A 20,334-nucleotide genomic window follows, 5' to 3' on the forward strand; every position below is an offset into this window, starting at 1 on the left:
AGGTGTTCCAGGCCCTTTCGCGCCAACGCATTGACTTGCAGGGAAAATAGACATTTCCTGCCGGGCCAGGATCCCACGGGGATGTCGGCTCGGCAGTCAGCGGTCGGAGCGGCATACGGCGCGATGGACCGACTTGAGGGCATACTCGACGCGATCTACGAGAGCGCGCTGGAAACCGGCGACTGGTCGGCGACGATCACGCGGATCGCCGACTTCTGCGGTGTCGAAAATGCCTCGCTCGTCGCCATCGATCCGCGCATCGATCTGGCGCTGGTGACATCGCCGCGCGCCGATCCGGACATCATCCGGCAGTACAACGAAACCTGGTGGCAGCATGATCCGACCGCGGCGGCCACGGCCGACGCGTCCCCGGGCACGGTCACCGATCTGGCGACGACCGGGCGGGAGCTGTTCTTTTCCAGCGATTTCTACGGTGAATACTGGTCGCGGTCGGGCCTGGGCGCCGAGCGGATCGCCAGCAACCTCTATGTCGATGACGGCGCGTTCAGTTCCGTGGTTCTGCAGGCCGGCGCGCGCAACGACGAGATCGGCGACGAGACGCGCGCCCGCTTCGACATCCTCCTCCCCCATCTCATTCGCGCCCTGCGCGCAAACCGGCGCCTGCACGCGCTGGAAATGGAGGCGACGGCGGTCAGGCTGGGCGGCCATGGCGGGTTCATCGCGGTCGACGGCGCCTGCCGCATTCACGGCATGGATGCCGTCGCCGAAAGGCTCGTCGGGCAGCAACGCGGCGTCGGCGTGCGGCGCGGGCAGGTCGTCTTCGATGACGTCGCGGTGCACCGGACCGTGGTGCATCGCGTTCACCGCTGCATGGCAGGACAGCTGGCCGGCGGCGGCGTTGCGCCGCTTCGCTTTGGCTGCCCGAAGGCGGACCGGGCCCTTTCGGTCGAGGTGCTTCCTTTGCGGGGCGGCCAGCATCCGCCCATGCCCGGCCTGGCCGATGGCAGCGGAACGCTCGTCCTGCTCGTCTTCCGCGACCCCGACGCCGAGGCCCGGCGCAAGATCGAGGCGCTCCGCCAGACGTTCGGCCTGACCAATGCGGAGGCTCAATTGGCGATCGAAGTCGCCAGGGGCGACGGGCGGGAGGCTGCCGCTGCCCGGTGCGGCATCACCGTCAACACCGCGCGCTCGCACCTGTCGCGCATCTTCGAGAAGACCGGCGTGTCGCGACAGGCCGAACTGGTCAACCTGATCGCCAGCGCGTCCGATCGGTTCTGAGCCGTCCGGCCCGCCCATGGCGTGAGGGCTCTGAATGCCTATATGCGGTGGCGAACGCGAAAGAGAGCCGATGACGATCCATTTCGACAATTCCTACGTGCGCCTGCCCGACCGGCTCTACACCCGTCAGGCACCGGCCCCCGTGCCCGAACCGGCGCTGGTGCGGCTCAACCGCGCGCTCGCCGGGGAACTGGGGCTCGATGCGGACTGGCTCGCCTCGCCCGAGGGCTTGGCCATGCTGGCCGGCAACGCCTTTCCCGAAAACGCCGCGCCGATCGCCATGGCCTATGCCGGGCACCAGTTCGGCAACTGGGTGCCGCAACTGGGCGACGGCCGCGCGCTGCTGATCGGCGAGGTGGTCGATGCGAACGGCATCCGGCGCGACATCCAACTCAAGGGCTCGGGCAAGACGCCGTTCTCGCGCATGGGCGACGGGCGCGCCGCGCTCGGACCGGTGTTGCGCGAATATGTCCTCTCGGAGGCGATGGCCGCGCTCGGCGTGCCGACCACGCGCGCCCTGGCTGCCGTGACCACCGGCGAATATGTGCTGCGCGAGGACCGGCTGCCCGGCGGCGTGCTGACCCGCGTTGCGTCAAGCCATATCCGCGTCGGCACCTTCCAGTATTTCTATGCCCGCCAGGACACCGAAGCGCTGACCGCGCTCGCCGACCATGCCATCGACCGGCATGATACGGCCGCGCGCCAGGCCGATAATCCCTATGCGGCGCTGCTCGACGGCGTCATCGCCCGGCAGGCGAGGCTGATCGCCCGCTGGTTGGCGCTGGGCTTCATCCATGGCGTGATGAATACCGACAACATGACTCTGTCGGGCGAGACGATCGACTACGGTCCCTGCGCCTTCATGGACGGGTTCGATCCGGGCGCTGTCTACAGCTCCATCGACCAGTTCGGCCGCTACGCCTATGGCAACCAGCCGGCGATCGGGCATTGGAACCTCGCCAATCTCGCCCAGTCGCTGGTGCCGCTGCTCGACGACGATCCCGACAGGGCCGTCGAGATCGCCAAGGCGAGCCTTGAACGCTACGGCACCGTTTTCGCCGAGGCCTATGCGGCCGAGATGACCGCCAAGATCGGGCTCGAAACGCCGCGCGAGGGCGACATGGACCTCGTCGACGGCCTGCTCAAGCGGATGGCCGAAGCCGGCGCCGACTTCACCAACACGTTCCGCGCCCTGAGCGCGCTCGGACGCGAGACAGGTGAGGCCGACGAGCGCTTTCTCGCCGGATTTGAGGACCGCGGACCGGTGAGCGAATGGCTCGCCGCATGGCGGGCCCGGCTGGCGGACGAAAACCGATCCGATGACGCGCGCATCGCCGCCATGAAGGCGGTCAATCCTGCGATCATCCCGCGCAACCATCAGGTGGAGAAGGCGATCGCGGCCGCCTATGGCGGCGATATGAGCGTCTTCCAAGCGCTCGTCGACGCGCTCACCGATCCGTTCGCGGACCGGCCGACCGGCGATCCGCTGACGCTGCCACCCGCACCCGACGAGGTCGTGCACCAGACCTTCTGCGGCACTTGAACCTTCGCAAAAAAGCGGCAACTCTCCCGGTTCATCGGGAGGAGCGGCCATGGACGCAGCGATCACCGGCTGGGCGCATACGCGCTTCGGCAGGCTTGAGGATGAAACCGCCGAAACGCTGATCGGGCAGGTGGCCGAGGAGGCGCTCGGCCATGCCGGGCTCGATCCGGCCGAGGTCGATGCCGTCTTCGTCGGCACCTTCAACGAAGGCTTTTCGCCACAGGGCTTTCCGTCGACGCTCGCCTCGCTTCGGGTCGGCGAACTCAGGCACGCGCCTTCCGTCCGGCTCGAGAACGCCTGCGCGACCGGCAGCGCGGCGATCCATGCCGCGCTCGACGCGCTCGCGGCCCGGCGCATCCGCACCGCGCTCGTCATCGGCGTCGAGAAGATGACCGCCGTCTCCGGCGCCGAGGTCGGCGATATCCTGCTCAAGGCGTCCTATGTGCCCGAGGAGGCTGATATCGAGGGCGGGTTCGCCGGCATGTTCGGCCGCATCGCCGAACTCTACTTCCAGCGCTACGGCGACAGGCGCGATGCGCTCGCGCGGATCGCCGCCAAGAACCACGCCAACGGCGCCCAGAACCCGCTTGCCCACATCCAGAAGGATCTCGGCTACGAATTCTGTGCGACGGTCTCCGACAAGAACCCAATCGTCGCCGGTCCCCTGCGGCGGACCGATTGCTCGCTCGTTTCCGACGGCGCGGCGGCGCTCGTGATCACCGATCTCGACCATGCCTGGCATGCCCCGCGCGCGATCGGCTTTCGCGCCACCGCCCATGTCAGCGACTACATGCCGATCTCGCGGCGTGATGTGATCGCGTTCGAGGGGGCGCGCAAGGCCTGGGGCGAGGCGCTCGACCGGTCGCGGCTTTCGCTCGACGATCTCAGCTTCGTCGAGACGCACGACTGCTTCACCATCGCCGAACTGATCGAATACGAGGCGATGGGGCTGGCCGACCCCGGCGAGGGCGCCCGCGTGATCGAGGAAGGCGTGACCGAGATCGGCGGACGGCTGCCCGTCAATCCCTCGGGCGGGCTCAAGGCCAAGGGCCATCCGGTCGGCGCGACGGGCGTGTCGATGCACGTGATGGCCGCCCGGCAGCTTTGCGACGAGCCGGCCGGCGCCCCTGTGCCCGACGCGACGACGGCCGGCGTCTTCAACATGGGCGGCACGGCGGTCGCCAACTACGTCTCGATCATCGAGCGGTTGAGGTAGGCCAATGGCGTTCGATTTCCCCCGCCGCTCGAACCGGGTGATGAATCTGGGCCATTTCCTGACGCAGGCGGCCGGTCGGCGGGGCAGCCACCCGGCGATCGTCCGGGGCAATCAGGTGCGCTCCTACGCCGAAATGAACGCGCGTGCCGATGCGATCGCGCACGCGCTGACGAAGATGGGGGTGCGCAAGGGCGACAGGGTGCTGATGCATTCGGCCAACGAACTCGACTATCCCGAGGCGATGTACGCGGTCTGGAAGACGGGCGCGGTGATCGTGCCGACCAATTTTCGTCTCGGTCCCGAGGAGATCGCCCGGATGGGCGTCGCCGCCGGCGCGAACGCCTTCATAGGCAATGCCCGATTTGCCGACCATGTCGATGCCGTGCGCGCGGCGGGATTCGCCCGTGACCGCGAGATCGTCATCGGCGATAATTATGAAGGGCTGGTCGAAGGCCATGCGGCCGACGGGCCCTATCGTGAAGCCGAGGTCGATTATGACGATCCGGCCTGGTTCTTCTTCACCTCGGGCACGACGGGCAATCCGAAGATGGCCGTGCTGACCCACGGCCAGCTCGCCTTCGTCTTCAACAACCATGCCGCAGACCTGATGCCAGGCCTGAGCCACACCGACGCCTCGCTCGTCATCGCGCCGCTGTCGCACGGCGCCGGCCTGCACCTGTTCATCCAGGTCGCCCGCTGCGCCACGAACGTCCTGATGTCCGGCGACGGGTTCGACCCGGCCGAAGCCTGGGCTCTGATCGAGAAGCATCGGGTCAGCAACATGTTCACGGTGCCGACCATCGTCAAACGGCTCGTGGAACACGAGGCGGCCGGCCGCCACGACGGCTCGAGCCTGAAGCATGTCATCTATGCGGGCGCGCCCATGTACAGGGCGGACCAGAAGAAGGCTCTGGAGGTGCTCGGTCCGGTGCTGGTGCAGTATTTCGGCATGGGCGAGGTGACCGGCGCCATCGCCTGGCTGCCGGCCGACGAGCATTCGCTCGACGACGACAAGATGCGGGTGGGATCGTGCGGGTTCGCACGCATGGGCATGGAATTGGCGATCCTCGACGACGACGGCAAGGCGCTTCCGGCCGGGGCCACCGGCGTGATCGCAACGCGCGGGCCGGCGGTGTGCGCCGGCTATTACGACAATGACAGGGCCAACGAGGAGGCCTTCGTCAATGGCTGGTTCGTCACCGGCGATGTCGGCCACATGGATGCCGACGGCTATCTCTACATCACCGGGCGCAAGTCCGACATGTACATCTCGGGCGGCTCGAACATCTATCCGCGCGAGGTCGAGGAGAAGCTCCTCGAACATGAGGCGATCGCGGAGGTGGCGATCGTCGGCGTGCCCGATCCGGAATGGGGCGAGGTTGGCGCGGCGGCCGTCGTGGTCGAGGAGGGCGCCGCACTCGACGAGGCCGCCCTGCGCGCATGGATCGCCGGCAACGTGCCGCGCTACAAGCAACCGCGATACATCGCCTTCTGGGACGAACTGCCGAAATCGGGCTACGGCAAGGTCGAAAAGAAGACGGTCAGGGCGCGCCTGATCGAGACCGGCGCGGCGCCCGCGCTTCAGGCGGCGCAGTGAGCGGCGACGCCGTGGCCGAGCGCGCCGCCTTCCACATGGTCCATCCCGGTCCTGTGGCGGAGCGGCGCATCGAATGGGCCGGCGCCCGGCTGGTCCGGTTAAGCGAGAGGGTCGATGCAGATGGTGAGAGCCTGCTCGCCGCGATCGCAGCCCTGGCCGACCGGTTCGGCATCGCGGCGGGGACCGGGCGAATCGCGCAATGCACGCTGGCTGCCACGCGCTTCACGACCGGCGGCCCGGCCCGCGACGGCAAGGCCGCCAATTACACCTACATCCGCGAATTCGGCCCCGGTCGTCTGCCCTGGGGCACGTTCAGCTTCGGACGCACGCCGGGCGGCGCTCCGTTCGTCCATTGCCATGCCATGGTCGAGGCAGGCGAAATCACGGAACCGGCCGGCGGCCATCTGTTTCCGGCCGACTGTCCGGTCTCGGGGGCGTTCGACGTCGAACTGTTCGGGCTCGACGGGGTCGACCTTGTCCAGCAGCCCGACGCCGAGACGCTGCATTCGGTGTTCGAGATCGGCGCCCATCGCCCGGTTGCAGGCCCCGAGGCGCTGTTTGTTCGCGTCAGGCCGAACGAGGATCTGACCGAAGCCGTAGAAACCGCGTGTCGCGCCGCCGGCCTGACCGACGCCGAACTCGGCCCCAGCCTCGGCAGCCTGAATGCGCCGGACCTGATGTCCGAAGACGGCGCCGGGCACGCTTTGCCGAGCGTCGGCATGGAGGCGCTGTGCCTGTCGGGCTCGATCGTCGATGGCACGGCGCACCTGTCCGGAACGTTGGTCGACGAAGCGGGTACGCCCTTTCGCGGCGTGCTGGTGCGCGGTCACGCACCGGTCTGCGTGACCGCCGAGGTGCTGGTCATCGCCCGTTAGGGACATCGTCCGGGCGTGACCGGACCATTCAGCCCTGTGCGGCTTCGTAGAGCTTGGCCGAGCGGGCGCCGGACCGGCAGTAGGCAAGAACCGGTTTGGGCAGTTCGGCGAGCGCGGCCTTCATGTCGGCCACGTTCTCCGGTGTCAGGCCCACCTGGTTGGAAACCGGAATGTAGCGCGCCTGAAGGCCCGCATTGCGCGCGGCCTCGCCGATCGCGTCAAACTGCGGCTCGTCCGGCGCTTCGCCATCGGGCCGGTTGCAGATGATCGCGCCGAAGCCCGCCGCCGCCAGCGCGTCGATGTCCCCGGGCTGCAGTTGACCCATCACGGCGAAATCGTCCGTCACCGCCTTCCACTGGGTTTCATCTGGCTTTTCCGACATGTTCGTTCCCCGTCTTGTCGCGGCCAGCGCCATTCGCCGCCGTCTTGATCGCCCTGACTTAAGCGCTCGTGCCTCCGGTTTGAAGCGCTTTCAACCGTTCGTCGAAGCTGCAGGTCTCGCATTTGCGACCCGGTCGACCGTGGTGTCGGTCCGCGCCGTTTGCGATCTGTTTACCCTGCCGCCGGTTTCTGTGGTGGGTAAACCTTTCTTCGGGCTTGTAGCGATAGGCTCTGCGCTGATGGGATGCCCGGATGGAGGGCAGCGTGGACGCAAACGGCCAACTCTGCGACAATGGAACGGATCGCCTGATCCGCCGCATGCGCGTTGGCTACTGGACCGCGCTTCTGGTCATCGCGCTGATGGCGATGGTCACCTTCGTTCTCGTCGACAGCGCCATCTCGACGCAGCGCAATGTCAGCCGGCTGGTGCATCTGGCGGGCGACCAGCAGATGCTGTCGCAGCGGATCGTGCTTCTGACCAACACCGCCAAGATCGAGAACTCGCGCTACCGGCGCGCCTCCTCGCTCAGCCATCTGCGCGATGCGCTCGCCGCGTTCGAACAGAACTTCGCGACACTTCAGTCCAAGCTTGCACGCGACAAGGCGAGCGATTCCGTGCGCGCCATCATGACCGCGGTGCCGCACGACGTCACCTTCTTCACCCAGGACCTGATCGCCAAGACCAGGGCCTATCTCGCCGAGGCCGGCGCGAACCCTCAAAGCGACGTGCAGCCATTGCCGCAGCTGTCGGCGACCGCCGTGCTCGCCGGCTATGCCGCGCTCGCCGAGCAGGTCGCGGCCGAAGCCGAGGGCGGCATCGCCAACACGCTGCGCCTGCACCGGATCGTCTTCATGGCGATGATGATCGTTCTGGCGCTGGAGGCGATCCTGATCTTCCGGCCGATCCTCGGCGACGTCTCGCGCAAGACCCGCGAGCTCATCCGCGCCCGGAACGAGATGGCGCACATGGCCCGGCACGACCAGCTCACCGGTCTGCTCAACCGCAAGTCGATCGAGGACCATGTCCAGGACCTGATCAGCGGCGATCCGACGGAAAAGCCGTTCGCGCTGATGCATATCGACATCGACGACTTCAAGTCGATCAACGACACCTATGGCCACGCGGTCGGCGACACGTTCCTGATCGAGATCGCCCGGCGCGTGACCAACGGTCTGCGCGGCAAGGACGCCGTGGCCCGCTATGGCGGCGACGAGTTCGTGATCGTGCTCGACGGCGTCCGCAGCCGCCAGAACGCGCGCGCGGTCGCCGAACATGTGGCGTCGCTGCTCGGCAAGCCCTTCGATCTGGGCGACATCACCATCGACCCCAGGGCCTCCATTGGCATCGCGCTGTGTCCCGAGGACGCTGTCAGCTTCGACGATCTGATGTTCGCCTCCGACCTTGCGATGTATCATGCAAAGAGCGAGGGACGCGGCCGCGCCAGCGCCTTCGACCCGACGATGAAGACCGACTACGAGCGGCGCCTGCGGATGGGCGTCAAGCCGGTCGCCTCGCCGCCGCTCGCCCAGTCCGCCTGACGCACGCCGCCTGTTCATAAGCGGCGCCTGTGGTTCACCGCGATCTTCTGGCCGCCTATAATGGGTCATGCCCATCCGCCGACTCGATGAGACCATCGTCAACCGGATTGCCGCCGGCGAAGTCGTCGAGCGGCCCGCCTCGGTCGTCAAGGAACTGGTCGAGAACGCGCTCGACGCCGGCGCCCGTCGGGTCGAGATCGCCACCGCGGCCGGCGGCAAGGGACTGATCCGCGTCATCGACGACGGACACGGCATGGGCGCTGACGAACTGGCGCTGGCCGTCTCGCGGCACTGCACCTCCAAGCTCGACGGCGGCCTCGATGCGATCGCCACGCTCGGCTTCCGGGGCGAGGCCCTGCCGTCGATCGGCTCGGTCGCCCGGCTGCGCATCAGGACCAGGCGCCATGGCGCCGAGACGGGCGCCGAGATCACCGTCGAGGGCGGCCATGTCGAGGGGCCGCGCCCGGCGCCTGCCAACCGCGGCACGCTCGTCGAGGTGCGCGATCTGTTCCATGCCACGCCCGCGCGCCTGAAGTTCCTGAAGGGCGAAAGGGCCGAGAACAGCGCCGTCACCGAGACCGTGCGGCGCATCGCCCTGGCCTTCCCCGACGTGCATTTCGTGCTCAGCGGCCCCGATCGCGCCACGTGCGACTACCCGGCCTGCGGCCAAGGCGAGGGCGCGAGCCTCAGGCGAATCGCGCAGGTGCTCGACCAGAGCTTCGTCGACAACGCGGTCTCCGTCGCCGCGGACAAGGAGGGCGTCCGCCTTGCGGGGCTTGCCGGCCTGCCGTCCTGGCACCATGCGACGGCGAACCGCCAGTTCGCCTTCGTCAACGGCCGTCCGGTGCGCGACCGGCAGATCCTCGGGGCGCTGCGCGGCGCCTATACGGACATGCTCGAACGCGGTCGCCACCCGGCCGCAGTGCTGTTCATCGACATCGATCCGGCCGAGGTCGACGTGAACGTGCACCCGGCCAAGGCCGATGTCCGCTTCCGCGATCCGGGCCTCGTCCGGGCGCTGATCGTCGGCGGCGTCCGCCGCGCCCTGCTCGAAGGGGGCGTGCGCGCGTCGACCCGCGATGCGCAGAAGATGGCGGCCGCCTTCGCCGTGCCGGAGAACGGTCTGGCGGTCGGTGGCGGACAGGCCATGCCGAATGGCTGGCAGGCCCCGCTCGCATCGCCGGGTTCGGCGAACGGCGCGGCCGCCGGGTTCGCCGAGACCGGGCAGGCGGGATTCACGGTGATGCCGCAGGCCCGGCCTGGCGATGCCGGGGACGCATCGGAGAGCGACGACTTCCCGCTCGGCGCGGCGCGGGCGCAGGTGCACGGCACCTACATCCTCGCCCAGACCGGCGACAGCGTCGTCCTCGTCGATCAGCACGCCGCGCATGAGCGGCTCGTCTTCGAAGCGCTCAAACGCGCCATGGCCGACCGGCCGCTCCCCGCGCAGATGCTGCTCGTCCCCGAGATCGTCGATCTCGATCCCGAACGCGCCGAGGCGCTCTGCGCGGCGGCCGTGACCCTTGCGCGCTTCGGCCTCGAGATCGAACCGTTCGGTCCCGGCGCGGTCGCGGTGCGGGCGACGCCCGCCATGCTCGGCGAGACCGATGCGGCCGGCCTGATCCGCGAACTTGCCGAAACGCTCGATCCCGAACTCGGTGAGGCCGAACCCGAGCGCCTGCGCGCGCGGCTGGAGGCGATCGCCTCGACCATGGCGTGCCACGGCTCGGTGCGCGCCGGCCGGGCCATGCGGCCGGCCGAGATGAACGCGCTGCTGCGCCAGATGGAACGGACGCCCGGCTCGGGCACCTGCAACCACGGCCGGCCGACCTTCATCGAACTGAAGCTGAACGACATCGAACGTCTGTTCGGGCGGCGATAGGTTACGGGAACCGCCGGCGCCGGTCGCCGGTTTTGCTTGACGGGCGGGGCCAAATGTGGCCTTTCGCTGCCATCCGGAGTCCATCATGAACATTCATGACATCCCGAGCGCCAACGAGGCGCGCATCCGCTTTCTGGACGCCGACTTCCGCGTCGTCACACCGGGCACGTTCGTGCGCTGCGCCATCACCGGCAAGCCGATCCCGATCGACGAGCTGAAATACTGGAGCGTGGCGCGGCAGGAGGCCTATGTCGACGTGCACGCCTCGCTGGAAGCCGAGCGCCAGGCCGGCGCCCTGCCGTCGAAGCCTAGCTGACCACCGTTACCCGCCGATGCGCCTTTGATGATAGCGCCGCTCGGTCGCGGCGATGATGTGTTCGGCGTCGGCCCTGGTCTCGAAGACGAGAGACACCGGCAGCACGTGGGTGCGTTGGCGCAGCGTCGCCAGCGGGCCTTCATTGTGCGACAGGCGGACGAAGTCCTTCTCGGTCGTCACCAGTTCCAGCCCCTCGGCCTCCGCCTTGCCGACGAGGGCGCGCGCATCGGCCTCGGTGAACATGTGATGGTCGCCGAACGAGCGCGTCGCAGCCAGCATGCATCCATAATGGTGCAGCGTCTCGTAGAACTTGCCCGGATCGCCGATGCCGCAATAGGCCAGCACCTGGCGGCCGGAAATAGCGCGCACGTTCGCCGGCTGAAGGTGTGCCTGCATGACCGGTTTGCCGGCGCGGGCGGCGGCGCGCACGACCTGGTCGCCCGCCTCGCCCGTACCGATCCGCAGGACCGCATCGGCGAGCCGCATCTGGTCGCGCAGCGGCGCGCGCAGCGGGCCGGCCGGGATCACCCTGCCATTGCCGATGCCGCGCCGCGCATCGAGCGTGATCAGCGCATGGTCCGTCCGCAGCGACCGGCTCTGGAAGCCGTCATCCATGATGATGAAGTCGCACCCCGCGTCGATCAGCATCTGCGCGTTTCGTGCCCGGTTGGCGCCGATCACCGTGGGTGCGGCGCGCGCCAGCAGCAGCGCCTCGTCGCCGACCGACCGTGCCGTATCGGTTTCCGGATCGACGCGGTGCGGGCGGATGTGGCCGCCGCCATAGCCGCGCGAGACGATGCCGGGCCGGTAGCGGTGCCGTTCGGCCGCCCGCGCAAGCGCGATCGCCGTGGGCGTCTTGCCGGTCCCGCCGACCGTCAGATTGCCGATGCACAGAACCGGGGCGTCGACCGCGGGCGGATCGGCACGATCCATGCGCCGCCGGGCGATGCCGCCGTAAACGAGCGACGCCGGCCACAGAAGGCGTGCCTGCAGACCCGGCGGCCGGTACCAGAAGGGCGGCGCCTCGCTACCAGCCAATGAGCCCGCCCTGGCTCGCGCGTGCCGCGTCATCGCCGCCGTCAAGCGCCGCTTCGCCGGGCGCGAGCCGCGCCTTGACGACCAGCGGCTGGACGTAGGGGCTGAGCGTCTGCCAGGTCCGGTCGAGCGCACCGCTCATGTCGGCGATCACGCCGCGGCCGGCCTCGGCCATCGCGTCGCACAGCGCCGCGTTGCCCAGCAGGAAATTGACCGCCTTGGCCAGCATCATCTCGTCGTCGACGACCCGCGCCGCGCGCGCTTCGCAGAACCGTCCGTAGATCTCTTCGAAATTGGCCAGGTTCGGCCCGGTCAGCACGGCGCAGCCGAGCATCGCCGGCTCCAGCGGGTTCTGTCCGCCCTCGGCGGTCAGGGAGCGTCCGACGAAGGCGATCTTGCCCATCCGGAGGTAAAGGCCCATCTCGCCGATCGTGTCGCCGAGGAAGATGTCCGATGCCGCCGCCGGCATCTTGTCGACGGTCCGCCGCGCCACCGAAAGGCCCATGCCGCCCATCGCCGCCGCCAGTTCCTCCGCCCGCGTGGGATGGCGCGGCACGATCACCGTCAGAAGGCCCGGCCAGCGCTTCTTGAGCATCTTGTGCACGCGCGCCGCGACCATCTCTTCGCCCTCATGGGTCGACACGGCCAGCCAGACCGGGCGGCCGTCGAGCCGCGCCTGCATCTGCGCGTAGGTGCCCGGATCGACCGATGGCACCGGGACGTCCGCCTTCAGGTTGCCCGACACCGTCACCGGGCGTGCGCCGAGCGCGCGGAAGCGCTCGCCGTCCTTCTCGGTCTGCGCGGCGACGTGCGACAGGTTTTCGAACAGCGACTCTGCCAGCGCCAACCGGTTCTGCCAGCGCTTGAACGACCGGTCGGACATGCGGCCGTTGATCAGCACCTGCGGGATACGACGCGCACCGAGTTCGAGGATCGTCATCGGCCAGATCTCGGACTCGGCGAAGACCGCCAGATCGGGCTGCCAGTAGTTCAGGAAGCGGCTCACCGCCGGCTTGAGGTCGAGCGGCACATACTGGTGCAGCACGTCGTCGCCGAACCGGTCGCGGGCCAGCGCCGCCGACGTCACCGTACCGGTCGTCAGGACGACCGGAATGTCGTGCGCGCGCAGGCGCCCGATCAGGCCCGAAACGGCGCCGGTCTCGCCGACCGAGACCGCGTGCACCCAGACCAGTGGACCCAGCGGCCGCGTCGCCGACGGCTTTCCGTAGCGCTCTCCGCGCCGGTCATGCTGTTCCTTGCCGCGTGTCGCGCGCATTCCGACATAGATGCCCATGAAAGGGTATGCCGCCATGCCGGCCCAGCGATAGGTCTGAAGCGCCAGACGCGCCCAGCGTTCGCTCATTGCGTATTGTCCAAGCTCGCCCGTTTGTCGTCGTGTGCGCCCCGGCTCGTCTTGTACTGCGCCCGGGGCCGGCGGACCAGTGCAAAGGACGGGTCATGCCGCGCAAAGACGGCGAATTTCCGGTCGGCCATGCCGACCGTGCTCCGATCCGCCATCGGGATCATTGCTGGTCGGGTTCGAGCAGGCGGTGCAGATGGACCACGAAATAGCGCATGTGCGCGTTGTCGACGGTCATCTGCGCCTTCGCCTTCCAGGCCGCGACGGCGCTGGCATAGTCCGGATAGATGCCGACGATGTCGAGCGCCTCCAGGTCGCGGAAGCGCAGGCCGTCGGGCGACTCCAGTTCGCCGCCGAAGACCAGATGCAGCAACTGCTTGTCGCGAGGTTCGTCAGACATGAAGTTCAGCCTTGAAGTGAGGTGAGGGCCTGTTGCCGGCCTGATTATCGGAACGATAGTCCGGCGACAACTCCGACCATCGGCTGCTGCAGGCCCCGGTGGCACGCGATCAGCGTTCCCTTCAGCGGGTCCGTGCCGTTCATGACCACCGGCTGGCCGGCCCCGTCGGTGAACAGCGCTCCGGCCTCGGTCAGGATCAGCGCCGCGGCGGCGATGTCCCAGTCGGCGGCATAGGGCTTGACGAAGGTCGCGTCCATCGCGCCGCGCGCCACCATGGCGAGCCTGTAGGCCAGCGAGGGCACGTGCGGGTGCCGGCGCGCCGCCACCGTTCCGGACGCCTTCAGGCGGTCGACCAGCGCGCGGGGCCCGCCAATCAGCGGTTCGTCCCGCAGCGGACCGGTGCCGATGCGCTCGCCGTCGATGTAGGCGCCGCCTCCGAGCGTCGCCGTGATCGTCTCGCCAACGGCGGGGCACTCGAGAATGCCCGCCACCGGCCGGCCGTTCTCGACAAGGCCGATCGACACGCACCACACTTCGTGGCCCTCGATGAAGGCGCGGGTGCCGTCGAGCGGGTCGACGATGAATGTACGCGGTGCGTTGCGCCGGTGCGTGATGTCGGTGTCGGCGGTTTCCTCGGACAGCCAGCCATAGGTTGGCCGCGCCGCCAGCAGTCCCTGTCTGAGCAGGTCGTCGACGGCATAGTCGACCTTGGTGACCGGCGATTCGCCGTCCTTGAGTCGCACATCGAGATTGTCGCCGCCGAAATGGGCCAGAGCCATGGCGCCGGCCTGGCGCGCGAGGCCGGCCATCAGGTCGAGTTCCTCGTCGAGTCCCGGCAGGTCGGTCGTGTCGGCGTGCGAACCGTCCATGCGGCCTCAGGTCCCGGCGAGCGTCATCGGCTCGGTCATCAGCGTCGGTGCGGCGGTGGGGAAGGTGCGGTCGAGATCGTTCGCCGGCTGCATGGCCATGAACATGTCGGCCAGATTGCCCGCGATCGTCACTTCCGACACCGGGAAGGCGAGTTCGCCGTTCTCGATCCAGAAGCCGGAGGCGCCGCGGCTGTATTCGCCGGTAACGAGATTGACGCCCTGTCCGAACACTTCGGTGACGTAGAAGCCGGTTCCGACAGCGTCGAGCATCTGTTCGGGCGAGACGTCGCCAGGCTCGATGGAAAGGTTTGTCGAGCCCGCATTGACGACCGTGCCGCCGCGCACGCCGCGCCCGTTCGTCTCAAGCTCCAGTTCGCGGCCGATCGCGGTCGACAGGAACCAGTGGTTCAGGACGCCCTGGTCGACCATCGTCAGTGGCGCGGCGACCACGCCTTCGCCGTCGAACAGGCGCGAACCGGCGCCGCGCGGACGCAGCGGATCGTCGATCACGGTGATCGCGGCATTGGCGATCTGCTGGCCCATCTTGCCGCCAAGGAAGGTCGACCGGCGCGCCACCGAGCCGCCATTGATGGCGCCCGACAGATGCCCGAGGATCGACCGGGCCACCCGCGGATCGAACACCGCCTTGATCCGGCCGGTCGGCATCTTGCGCGGATTGATCCGGCGCGCGGTCCGTTCGCCGGCCTTGCGGCCGATGTCGGCGGGATCGTCGAGATCGGCGAAATGGGTCCGGCTGGAGAATTCGTAGTCGCGTTCCATCGCCGTGCCTTCGCCGGCGATCACGGCCACCGAGCGGCCGAACCGGGAACGCCGGTAGGCACCCGAAAAGCCGTCCGTCGTGACCAGCACGAACCCCGCTTCGCCGGCCGAGGCCGAGCCGCCTGACGAATTGGTGATGCCGTCCACCGCCAGCGCCGCCGCTTCGGCCGCCAGCGCGTCCTCGGTCAGGCGCTCGGCGGAGACCTCGGTTGCATCGTAGAGGTCCAGATCGGGCAAGTCGCGCGCCAGCCGGTCCTGATCGGGCAGGCCGTTATAGGGATCGTCCGGCGAGACCTTCGCCATCGCCACGGCCCGCTCGGCCAGTTGCGCCGGATCGCTCGTCGCCGCGGCCGACACGCTGGCCACCTTGCGGCCGACGAACACCCTCAGGGACATGTCGTCGCTCTCGGACGCATCGGTGCCCTCGACCTTGCCGTTGCGCACGCTGACCGCGCGCGAACGCGACCGCACCGACACGGCGTCGGCGGCATCGGCGCCGGCCCGCCTTGCCGCCTCGACCAGGCGGGAGGCGCGGTCGAGCAGGGTTTGGCTGTGATCGTCCATTGCGGTCTTTCCGGGAAAGAGGCGACACGGACGCGCCGCGCCCGGGGTCACATTGTTTTCATTCGGCTGCGCTTCATCTATTGCTGGTTGCGACGTTCATCAAGGCCGCCTGCGGCGTGCCCGCAAACGATCGGGGAGACCGGCATGGCCGGCGCTGAAGCACCCGGGTTCTACAGCGAAGCGATCCTGCTGCTCGGCGGGGCGGTGGTGGCCGCGCCGCTCTTCAAGCGGCTCGGGCTCGGCACGGTGCTTGGCTACCTGGCGGCCGGCACGGTGATCGGACCGATCCTGGGCCTGTTCAGTGACGCCGAGTCGATCCTGCAGGTCGCCGAACTGGGCGTTGTGATGCTCCTGTTCGTCATCGGGCTCGAACTCAAACCGCAACGATTATGGTCGATGCGGCGCGTCATCTTCGGTCTGGGCGCCGCGCAGGTCGGCATCACCGGGCTCGTTCTGGCCGGTCTGGGGCTTGTGCTCGGTGGCTTGAGCCCGTCGGCGGCGCTCGTCGTCGGCTTCGGCCTCGCCTTGTCCTCGACGGCTTTCGCGCTGCAGATTCTGGAGGAACGCGGCGAGATGAGCCGCGCGCACGGGCAGAAATCATTCGCCATCCTGCTGTTCCAGGACATGGCGATCGTGCCGCTGCTGGCGATCATTCCGCTGCTCGCGCCGGGCGGTGCGGATGCCGCCGAGATGAGCGCCACCGGTTTCGCCCTCGCCATCGGCGCGGTCGCGGTGCTGATCGCCTCGGGCCGCTACCTGCTCAACCCCCTGTTCCGCGTCATCGGCAACACCGGCGCACGCGAGGCGATGATCGCAACGGCGCTGTTCGTGGTGATGGCGTCGGCCATGCTCATGCAGGTGGTCGGCCTGTCGATGGCGCTGGGCGCGTTCATCGCAGGCGTGATGCTGGCCGAATCCTCCTACCGGCACGAACTGGAAGCGGACATCGAACCGTTCCGCGGCCTTCTGCTGGGCCTCTTCTTCATGGCGATCGGCATGAGCCTCGATCTCGCCGTGCTGGCCGGCAACTGGCTGGTCATCGTGCTCGCCGTACCGCTTCTGATGATCGTCAAGGCGGCGATCATCTACGGGCTCGGCCGCGCCTTCGGCTCGCCGCCGGACGTTGCGGTGCGCACCGCGCTGGTGCTGCCCCAGGGCGGCGAATTCGGCTTCGTGATGTTCTCGTCGGCCGTGGCGCTCGGCATCTTCGACGGCCAGACCGCGTCCATCCTGATCGCCATCGTCACGCTGTCGATGGCGCTGACGCCGATCTCGGTGGCGCTGGCGCCGTTCCTGATCGGTGAGGAGAAGCCCGAGGAGATGGAGGAGGATTTCGACGGCGCGGACCGCGGCGCCGACGTCCTGATGATCGGCTTTTCCCGCTTCGGCCAGATCGCCTCGCAGATTCTTCTGTCGGGCGGCTCGGACGTGACCATCATCGATCATTCGGCGGACCGCGTCCGCGCGGCGCAGAGGTTCGGTTTCCGCATCTATTTCGGCGACGGCACCCGCAAGGAGGTGCTGGAGGCCGCCGGCATCAGAAGCGCCAAGATCGTCGCCGTCACCACCCAGAAAAAGGAAATCACCGACCGGATCGTCGAACTGGTGCAGCGCGAATATCCCGAGGCCCGCCTTTTCGTGCGGTCCTACGACCGGGCCCACACGCTCGAACTGCGGGCGGCCAACATCGAGTATGAACTGCGCGAGACGTTCGAATCCGGGCTCGTCTTTGGCGCCCGGACGCTGCAGGCCCTGGGCGTTTCCGAGGATCTGGCCACGCAGATTCGCGACGATGTCCGCAAGCGCGACGAGGAACGCCTGCGCATCCAGGCCGTCGACGGCATTTACGCGGGTGGCCACATGCTGCACACCCAGCCCGTCTCGCCCGAGCCGCTGACCAAGCCCACGCGCGAGGCCAAGATCATCAACACCGAGCGGACCGACGCGTCCGCCGAACAGGAGCCTGCCGAGAACCGATGACCCACTCCCTGATGCCCTTCCACCTCGCCTTCCCCGTGCGGGACCTCGAGCAGACGCGCACCTTCTACCGCGACGTGCTCGGCTGCACCGAGGGCCGCTCGTCCGATCACTGGGTCGATTTCTCCCTGTTCGGGCACCAGATCGTCGCCCATGTGCGCGACACGCCGGCCGGCGAGACCAGGACCCATGTCGACACGATCGACGTGCCGGTGCCGCACTTCGGCGTCGTGCTGCCGATGGATGAGTGGAAGACGCTGGCCGAGCGACTGGAAGCGCGCGACGACATCGACTGGATCGAACGGCCGCTGACGCGCTTTGCCGGCGAGGTCGGTGAACAGGCGACCCTGTTCATCCGCGATCCTTCCGGCAACGCGCTCGAGTTCAAGGGTTTTGCGTCGATGGACCAGCTCTTCGCCGCATGAGCCAGCCGGCCGCCGCGCAGGCGAAATTCCTGACCGGCCCGACCATGGGCCATGTGATCGTGATGACCGCCACCGGCTCGATCGGGCTGGTGGCGATCTTCATGGTCGATGCGCTCAACCTGTTCTACATCTCGCTGCTCGGCCAGCAGGAGCTGGCCGCCGCGATCGGCTATGCCGGCACGCTGATGTTCTTTGCGGTCTCGATCGCCATCGGCATGACGATTGCCACCGGCGCGATCGTCGCCCGGGCGCTCGGCGCCGGCGACCGGGAGCGTGCCGCGCGCAACGGCGGCGCTGCGCTGGTCTTCATCGGCTTGGCGATGACGCTTATCGCGGCGCTGATCTGGCCCAACCTGCACGTTCTGACCGGGCTTCTGGGCGCGCGGGGCGAAACGCGCGAGATCGCCGTGCATTTCCTGCAGATCGTCGTGCCGTCGATGCCGGCGGTGGCGATCGGCATGGGCGCGTCGGGCATTTTGCGCGCGGTCGGCGACGCCCGCCGCGCCATGTACGTGACCCTGATCGGCGGTGCGGTCTCCGCCATTCTCGACCCGATGCTGATCTTCGGCTTCGATCTGGGGGTCACGGGCGCGGCGATCGCCACCAACATCTCGCGCCTTGCGATCCTCGGCATCGGCCTGCACGGCGCGATCGTCGTGCACGATCTGGTGCGGCTGCCCGATCCGCGCGCGCTTTTCTCCGTCGCGCGACCGTTCTTCGTCATCGCCGGGCCGGCGGTGATGACCCAGCTCGCCACGCCCGTCGGCAACGCCTACGTGACCGCGCAGATCGCGCGGTTCGGCGACGACGCGGTGGCCGGTTGGGCCGTGATCGGCCGGCTCATTCCGGTCGCCTTCGGGGCGATCTTCGCGCTGTCGGGGGCCGTCGGGCCGATCCTTGCGCAGAACCTCGGCGGCCGTCGCTACGACCGGCTGCGCTCGGCCATGCGCGACGCGCTGGTCTTCACCATCGTCTACGTGCTGGTGGTCTGCGCGATCCTGGCCGCCTTCGCCGGTCCGATCGCCGATCTGTTCGGCGCGACGGGCCACGCGCGCGAACTGATCGTCTTCTTCTGCGTGTTCGCGGCGATCAGCTTCCTGTTCAATGGCGGGCTTTTCGTCGCCAACGCCGCCTTCAACAATCTGGGTTATGCGTTCTATTCGACCGTCTTCAACTGGGGCCGGTCGACGCTCGGCGTCATCCCGTTCGTCTGGGTCGGCGCGCAGCTCTACGGCGCGATCGGCGTCATCGCCGGCTGGGCGCTGGGCGCGGTCGTGTTCGGCATCGCGGCGGTGATCGTCTGCTTCCGGGTAATCGCAACGATCGAACATCGCGACGACGCCGAACCGCCGGTCGGACCGGTGCCACCGACCGCGCAGTCCCCCTTCACCAGCGCCAAGGGCGCAACGCTCGGTTAGGCGCTCACTTGCCGCGGCGCACCGCGACCGGGTCCATCTCCCAGGCGGCGATGGCCGCTTCCATCTTGCGGCGGAACTCGTCGCGCACCGTCGCGGTCGCGTCGAGGATCTGCTGCGCCTTCAGGAAGTCGAGCACGCGGAAACGCGACACCGGCGGCCGCACGAAGACATCGGGCGGCTCGACCATCAGCTTGAGCTGGATCATCGACTGGTTCATCAGCTGGGCGACGCCGAACAGGCTTTCCATGGTGGTCGGCGACTTGGACGGGTCGCCCTCGGGCGCGCCGACCACGTCGACGCCGACGACGATGTCGGCCTTGCCCATCAGATGGTCGTAGGGAACCGGATTGAAGATGCCGCCGTCGACATAGAACCGGCCGTCGCGCTTGACCGGCTTGAACACGGCCGGGATCGCCGCCGAGGCCGCGATGGCCGCGTGAAGATCGCCGCCGTCGAACACGGTCTGCCGATGGCCGTAATAGTCCGTCGCGACGATCTGCATCGGAATGCCCAGTTCCTCGAACGTCTCGGGAATGTCCGGCGGCAGGAACGTCTTGACGATTCGCTCGATGTTGAACTGGCCGAAACGGAACCCGCCATCGACCAGTTCGCTCAACCGCGAGGGCCGGGTCTGCCAGAACTTGGCCATCACCTCGGCCCGGTTGCCGGCAAGCTTGAGCGTGTACTCGCGAATCTCGCGGCCCGTCATGCCGGCGGCGACGCCCGCACCCATGATGGCGCCGATCGAGGCGCCGCAGATGGCCACCGGCCGGATGCCCATCTCGTCGAGCATCTCGATGATGTGGATGTGCGCGTAGCCGCGCGCGCCGCCGCCGCCGAAGGCGATCGCGACCGTCGGCCGCGAAACCGTGTTTGCGATGGCCGGTGCCGGAGGCGGGTCGGTCAGAACGGTCATTG

At 68.3% G+C, this 20,334-nt stretch carries 18 protein-coding genes; 11 read left to right on the forward strand and 7 right to left on the reverse strand.

Annotation, left to right across the window (positions count from 1 at the left end; translation table 11 throughout):
• The first annotated feature begins 30 nt into the window (after positions 1-30).
• From E0E05_RS02055 to E0E05_RS02075, 5 genes are all read left to right on the forward strand, one after another.
• Positions 31-1,239 (forward strand): helix-turn-helix transcriptional regulator, encoded by a 1,209-nt coding sequence (locus E0E05_RS02055; protein ID WP_158629248.1) that lies wholly within the window; start codon positions 31-33, stop codon positions 1,237-1,239.
• Between the two features lie 70 nt (positions 1,240-1,309).
• Positions 1,310-2,782 (forward strand): protein adenylyltransferase SelO, encoded by a 1,473-nt coding sequence (locus tag E0E05_RS02060; protein ID WP_131615187.1) that lies wholly within the window; start codon positions 1,310-1,312, stop codon positions 2,780-2,782.
• A gap of 49 nt (positions 2,783-2,831) precedes the next feature.
• A complete protein-coding gene (locus tag E0E05_RS02065; protein ID WP_131615188.1) occupies positions 2,832-3,998 on the forward strand; it encodes an acetyl-CoA acetyltransferase in 1,167 nt (388 codons plus the stop codon).
• Positions 3,999-4,002: 4 nt separating this feature from the next.
• Entirely contained in the window at positions 4,003-5,595 is a 1,593-nt protein-coding gene (locus tag E0E05_RS02070) for an acyl-CoA synthetase (protein ID WP_131615189.1), read from the forward strand.
• Positions 5,592-6,470 (forward strand): PCC domain-containing protein, encoded by an 879-nt coding sequence (locus E0E05_RS02075; protein WP_131615190.1) that lies wholly within the window; start codon positions 5,592-5,594, stop codon positions 6,468-6,470. The genes E0E05_RS02070 and E0E05_RS02075 overlap by 4 nt, the downstream gene beginning before the upstream one ends.
• A gap of 28 nt (positions 6,471-6,498) precedes the next feature.
• Here the strand turns inward: E0E05_RS02075 and E0E05_RS02080 are convergent, their stop codons facing one another.
• On the reverse strand, positions 6,499-6,852 hold the full coding sequence (locus E0E05_RS02080) for a protein tyrosine phosphatase family protein (protein WP_131615191.1): 354 nt from the start codon (positions 6,850-6,852) through the stop codon (positions 6,499-6,501).
• 263 nt (positions 6,853-7,115) lie between these two features.
• Here E0E05_RS02080 and E0E05_RS02085 point away from each other — a divergent pair, with 263 nt between their 5' ends.
• From E0E05_RS02085 to E0E05_RS02095, 3 genes are all read left to right on the forward strand, one after another.
• The gene (locus E0E05_RS02085) at positions 7,116-8,390 is read left to right on the forward strand and encodes a diguanylate cyclase (protein WP_158629249.1); all 1,275 of its coding nucleotides are present in this window, start codon (positions 7,116-7,118) and stop codon (positions 8,388-8,390) included.
• Between the two features lie 67 nt (positions 8,391-8,457).
• The gene (gene mutL, locus E0E05_RS02090; protein WP_131615193.1) at positions 8,458-10,272 is read left to right on the forward strand and encodes a DNA mismatch repair endonuclease MutL; all 1,815 of its coding nucleotides are present in this window, start codon (positions 8,458-8,460) and stop codon (positions 10,270-10,272) included.
• An 82-nt stretch (positions 10,273-10,354) separates the two neighbouring features.
• Positions 10,355-10,588: a DUF2093 domain-containing protein gene (locus tag E0E05_RS02095; RefSeq protein WP_192900462.1), complete on the forward strand. Its 234-nt coding sequence runs from the start codon at positions 10,355-10,357 to the stop codon at positions 10,586-10,588.
• 6 nt (positions 10,589-10,594) lie between these two features.
• Here E0E05_RS02095 and lpxK read toward each other — a convergent pair whose 3' ends face one another.
• The 5 genes from lpxK to E0E05_RS02120 form a co-directional block, all read right to left on the reverse strand.
• Complete coding sequence (gene lpxK / locus E0E05_RS02100) at positions 10,595-11,626, reverse strand: tetraacyldisaccharide 4'-kinase (RefSeq protein ID WP_131615195.1); 1,032 nt, start codon at positions 11,624-11,626, stop codon at positions 10,595-10,597.
• A complete protein-coding gene (waaA, locus tag E0E05_RS02105) occupies positions 11,616-12,986 on the reverse strand; it encodes a lipid IV(A) 3-deoxy-D-manno-octulosonic acid transferase (RefSeq protein ID WP_131615196.1) in 1,371 nt (456 codons plus the stop codon). Before waaA ends, lpxK begins: the two co-directional genes overlap by 11 nt.
• Before the next feature lie 160 nt (positions 12,987-13,146).
• Positions 13,147-13,383: a DUF4170 domain-containing protein gene (locus tag E0E05_RS02110; RefSeq protein ID WP_039722747.1), complete on the reverse strand. Its 237-nt coding sequence runs from the start codon at positions 13,381-13,383 to the stop codon at positions 13,147-13,149.
• 44 nt (positions 13,384-13,427) lie between these two features.
• On the reverse strand, positions 13,428-14,252 hold the full coding sequence (locus E0E05_RS02115; RefSeq protein WP_131615197.1) for a 3'(2'),5'-bisphosphate nucleotidase CysQ: 825 nt from the start codon (positions 14,250-14,252) through the stop codon (positions 13,428-13,430).
• Between the two features lie 6 nt (positions 14,253-14,258).
• A complete protein-coding gene (locus E0E05_RS02120) occupies positions 14,259-15,596 on the reverse strand; it encodes a TldD/PmbA family protein (protein WP_131615198.1) in 1,338 nt (445 codons plus the stop codon).
• A gap of 144 nt (positions 15,597-15,740) precedes the next feature.
• Here E0E05_RS02120 and E0E05_RS02125 point away from each other — a divergent pair, with 144 nt between their 5' ends.
• Genes E0E05_RS02125 through E0E05_RS02135 form a run of 3 tightly spaced genes read left to right on the forward strand, consistent with a single transcriptional unit; the run spans position 15,741 to position 19,416 of the window.
• The gene (locus E0E05_RS02125) at positions 15,741-17,576 is read left to right on the forward strand and encodes a monovalent cation:proton antiporter-2 (CPA2) family protein (RefSeq protein WP_131615199.1); all 1,836 of its coding nucleotides are present in this window, start codon (positions 15,741-15,743) and stop codon (positions 17,574-17,576) included.
• An 8-nt stretch (positions 17,577-17,584) separates the two neighbouring features.
• Positions 17,585-17,998: a VOC family protein gene (locus tag E0E05_RS02130; RefSeq protein WP_131617854.1), complete on the forward strand. Its 414-nt coding sequence runs from the start codon at positions 17,585-17,587 to the stop codon at positions 17,996-17,998.
• On the forward strand, positions 17,995-19,416 hold the full coding sequence (locus E0E05_RS02135; RefSeq protein WP_192900430.1) for an MATE family efflux transporter: 1,422 nt from the start codon (positions 17,995-17,997) through the stop codon (positions 19,414-19,416). Before E0E05_RS02130 ends, E0E05_RS02135 begins: the two co-directional genes overlap by 4 nt.
• Positions 19,417-19,420: 4 nt before the next feature.
• Here E0E05_RS02135 and E0E05_RS02140 read toward each other — a convergent pair whose 3' ends face one another.
• Complete coding sequence (locus E0E05_RS02140) at positions 19,421-20,332, reverse strand: patatin-like phospholipase family protein (protein WP_063719688.1); 912 nt, start codon at positions 20,330-20,332, stop codon at positions 19,421-19,423.
• Between the last annotated feature and the right edge of the window lie 2 nt (positions 20,333-20,334).

The sequence above is a fragment of the Roseitalea porphyridii genome (assembly GCF_004331955.1).
Taxonomy (GTDB): Bacteria; Pseudomonadota; Alphaproteobacteria; order Rhizobiales; family Rhizobiaceae; genus Roseitalea; species Roseitalea porphyridii.

Coding starts and splice junctions, on each gene's coding strand:
- E0E05_RS02135 (WP_192900430.1), top strand. CDS start 17,995: ATGAGCCAGCCGGCCGCCGCGCAGGCGAAATTCCTGACCGGCCCGACC.
- E0E05_RS02065 (WP_131615188.1), top strand. CDS start 2,832: ATGGACGCAGCGATCACCGGCTGGGCGCATACGCGCTTCGGCAGGCTT.
- E0E05_RS02125 (WP_131615199.1), top strand. CDS start 15,741: ATGGCCGGCGCTGAAGCACCCGGGTTCTACAGCGAAGCGATCCTGCTG.
- mutL (WP_131615193.1), top strand. CDS start 8,458: ATGCCCATCCGCCGACTCGATGAGACCATCGTCAACCGGATTGCCGCC.
- waaA (WP_131615196.1), bottom strand. CDS start 12,986: ATGAGCGAACGCTGGGCGCGTCTGGCGCTTCAGACCTATCGCTGGGCC.
- E0E05_RS02110 (WP_039722747.1), bottom strand. CDS start 13,383: ATGTCTGACGAACCTCGCGACAAGCAGTTGCTGCATCTGGTCTTCGGC.
- E0E05_RS02070 (WP_131615189.1), top strand. CDS start 4,003: ATGGCGTTCGATTTCCCCCGCCGCTCGAACCGGGTGATGAATCTGGGC.
- E0E05_RS02080 (WP_131615191.1), bottom strand. CDS start 6,852: ATGTCGGAAAAGCCAGATGAAACCCAGTGGAAGGCGGTGACGGACGAT.
- E0E05_RS02115 (WP_131615197.1), bottom strand. CDS start 14,252: ATGGACGGTTCGCACGCCGACACGACCGACCTGCCGGGACTCGACGAG.
- E0E05_RS02140 (WP_063719688.1), bottom strand. CDS start 20,332: ATGACCGTTCTGACCGACCCGCCTCCGGCACCGGCCATCGCAAACACG.
- E0E05_RS02060 (WP_131615187.1), top strand. CDS start 1,310: ATGACGATCCATTTCGACAATTCCTACGTGCGCCTGCCCGACCGGCTC.
- E0E05_RS02120 (WP_131615198.1), bottom strand. CDS start 15,596: ATGGACGATCACAGCCAAACCCTGCTCGACCGCGCCTCCCGCCTGGTC.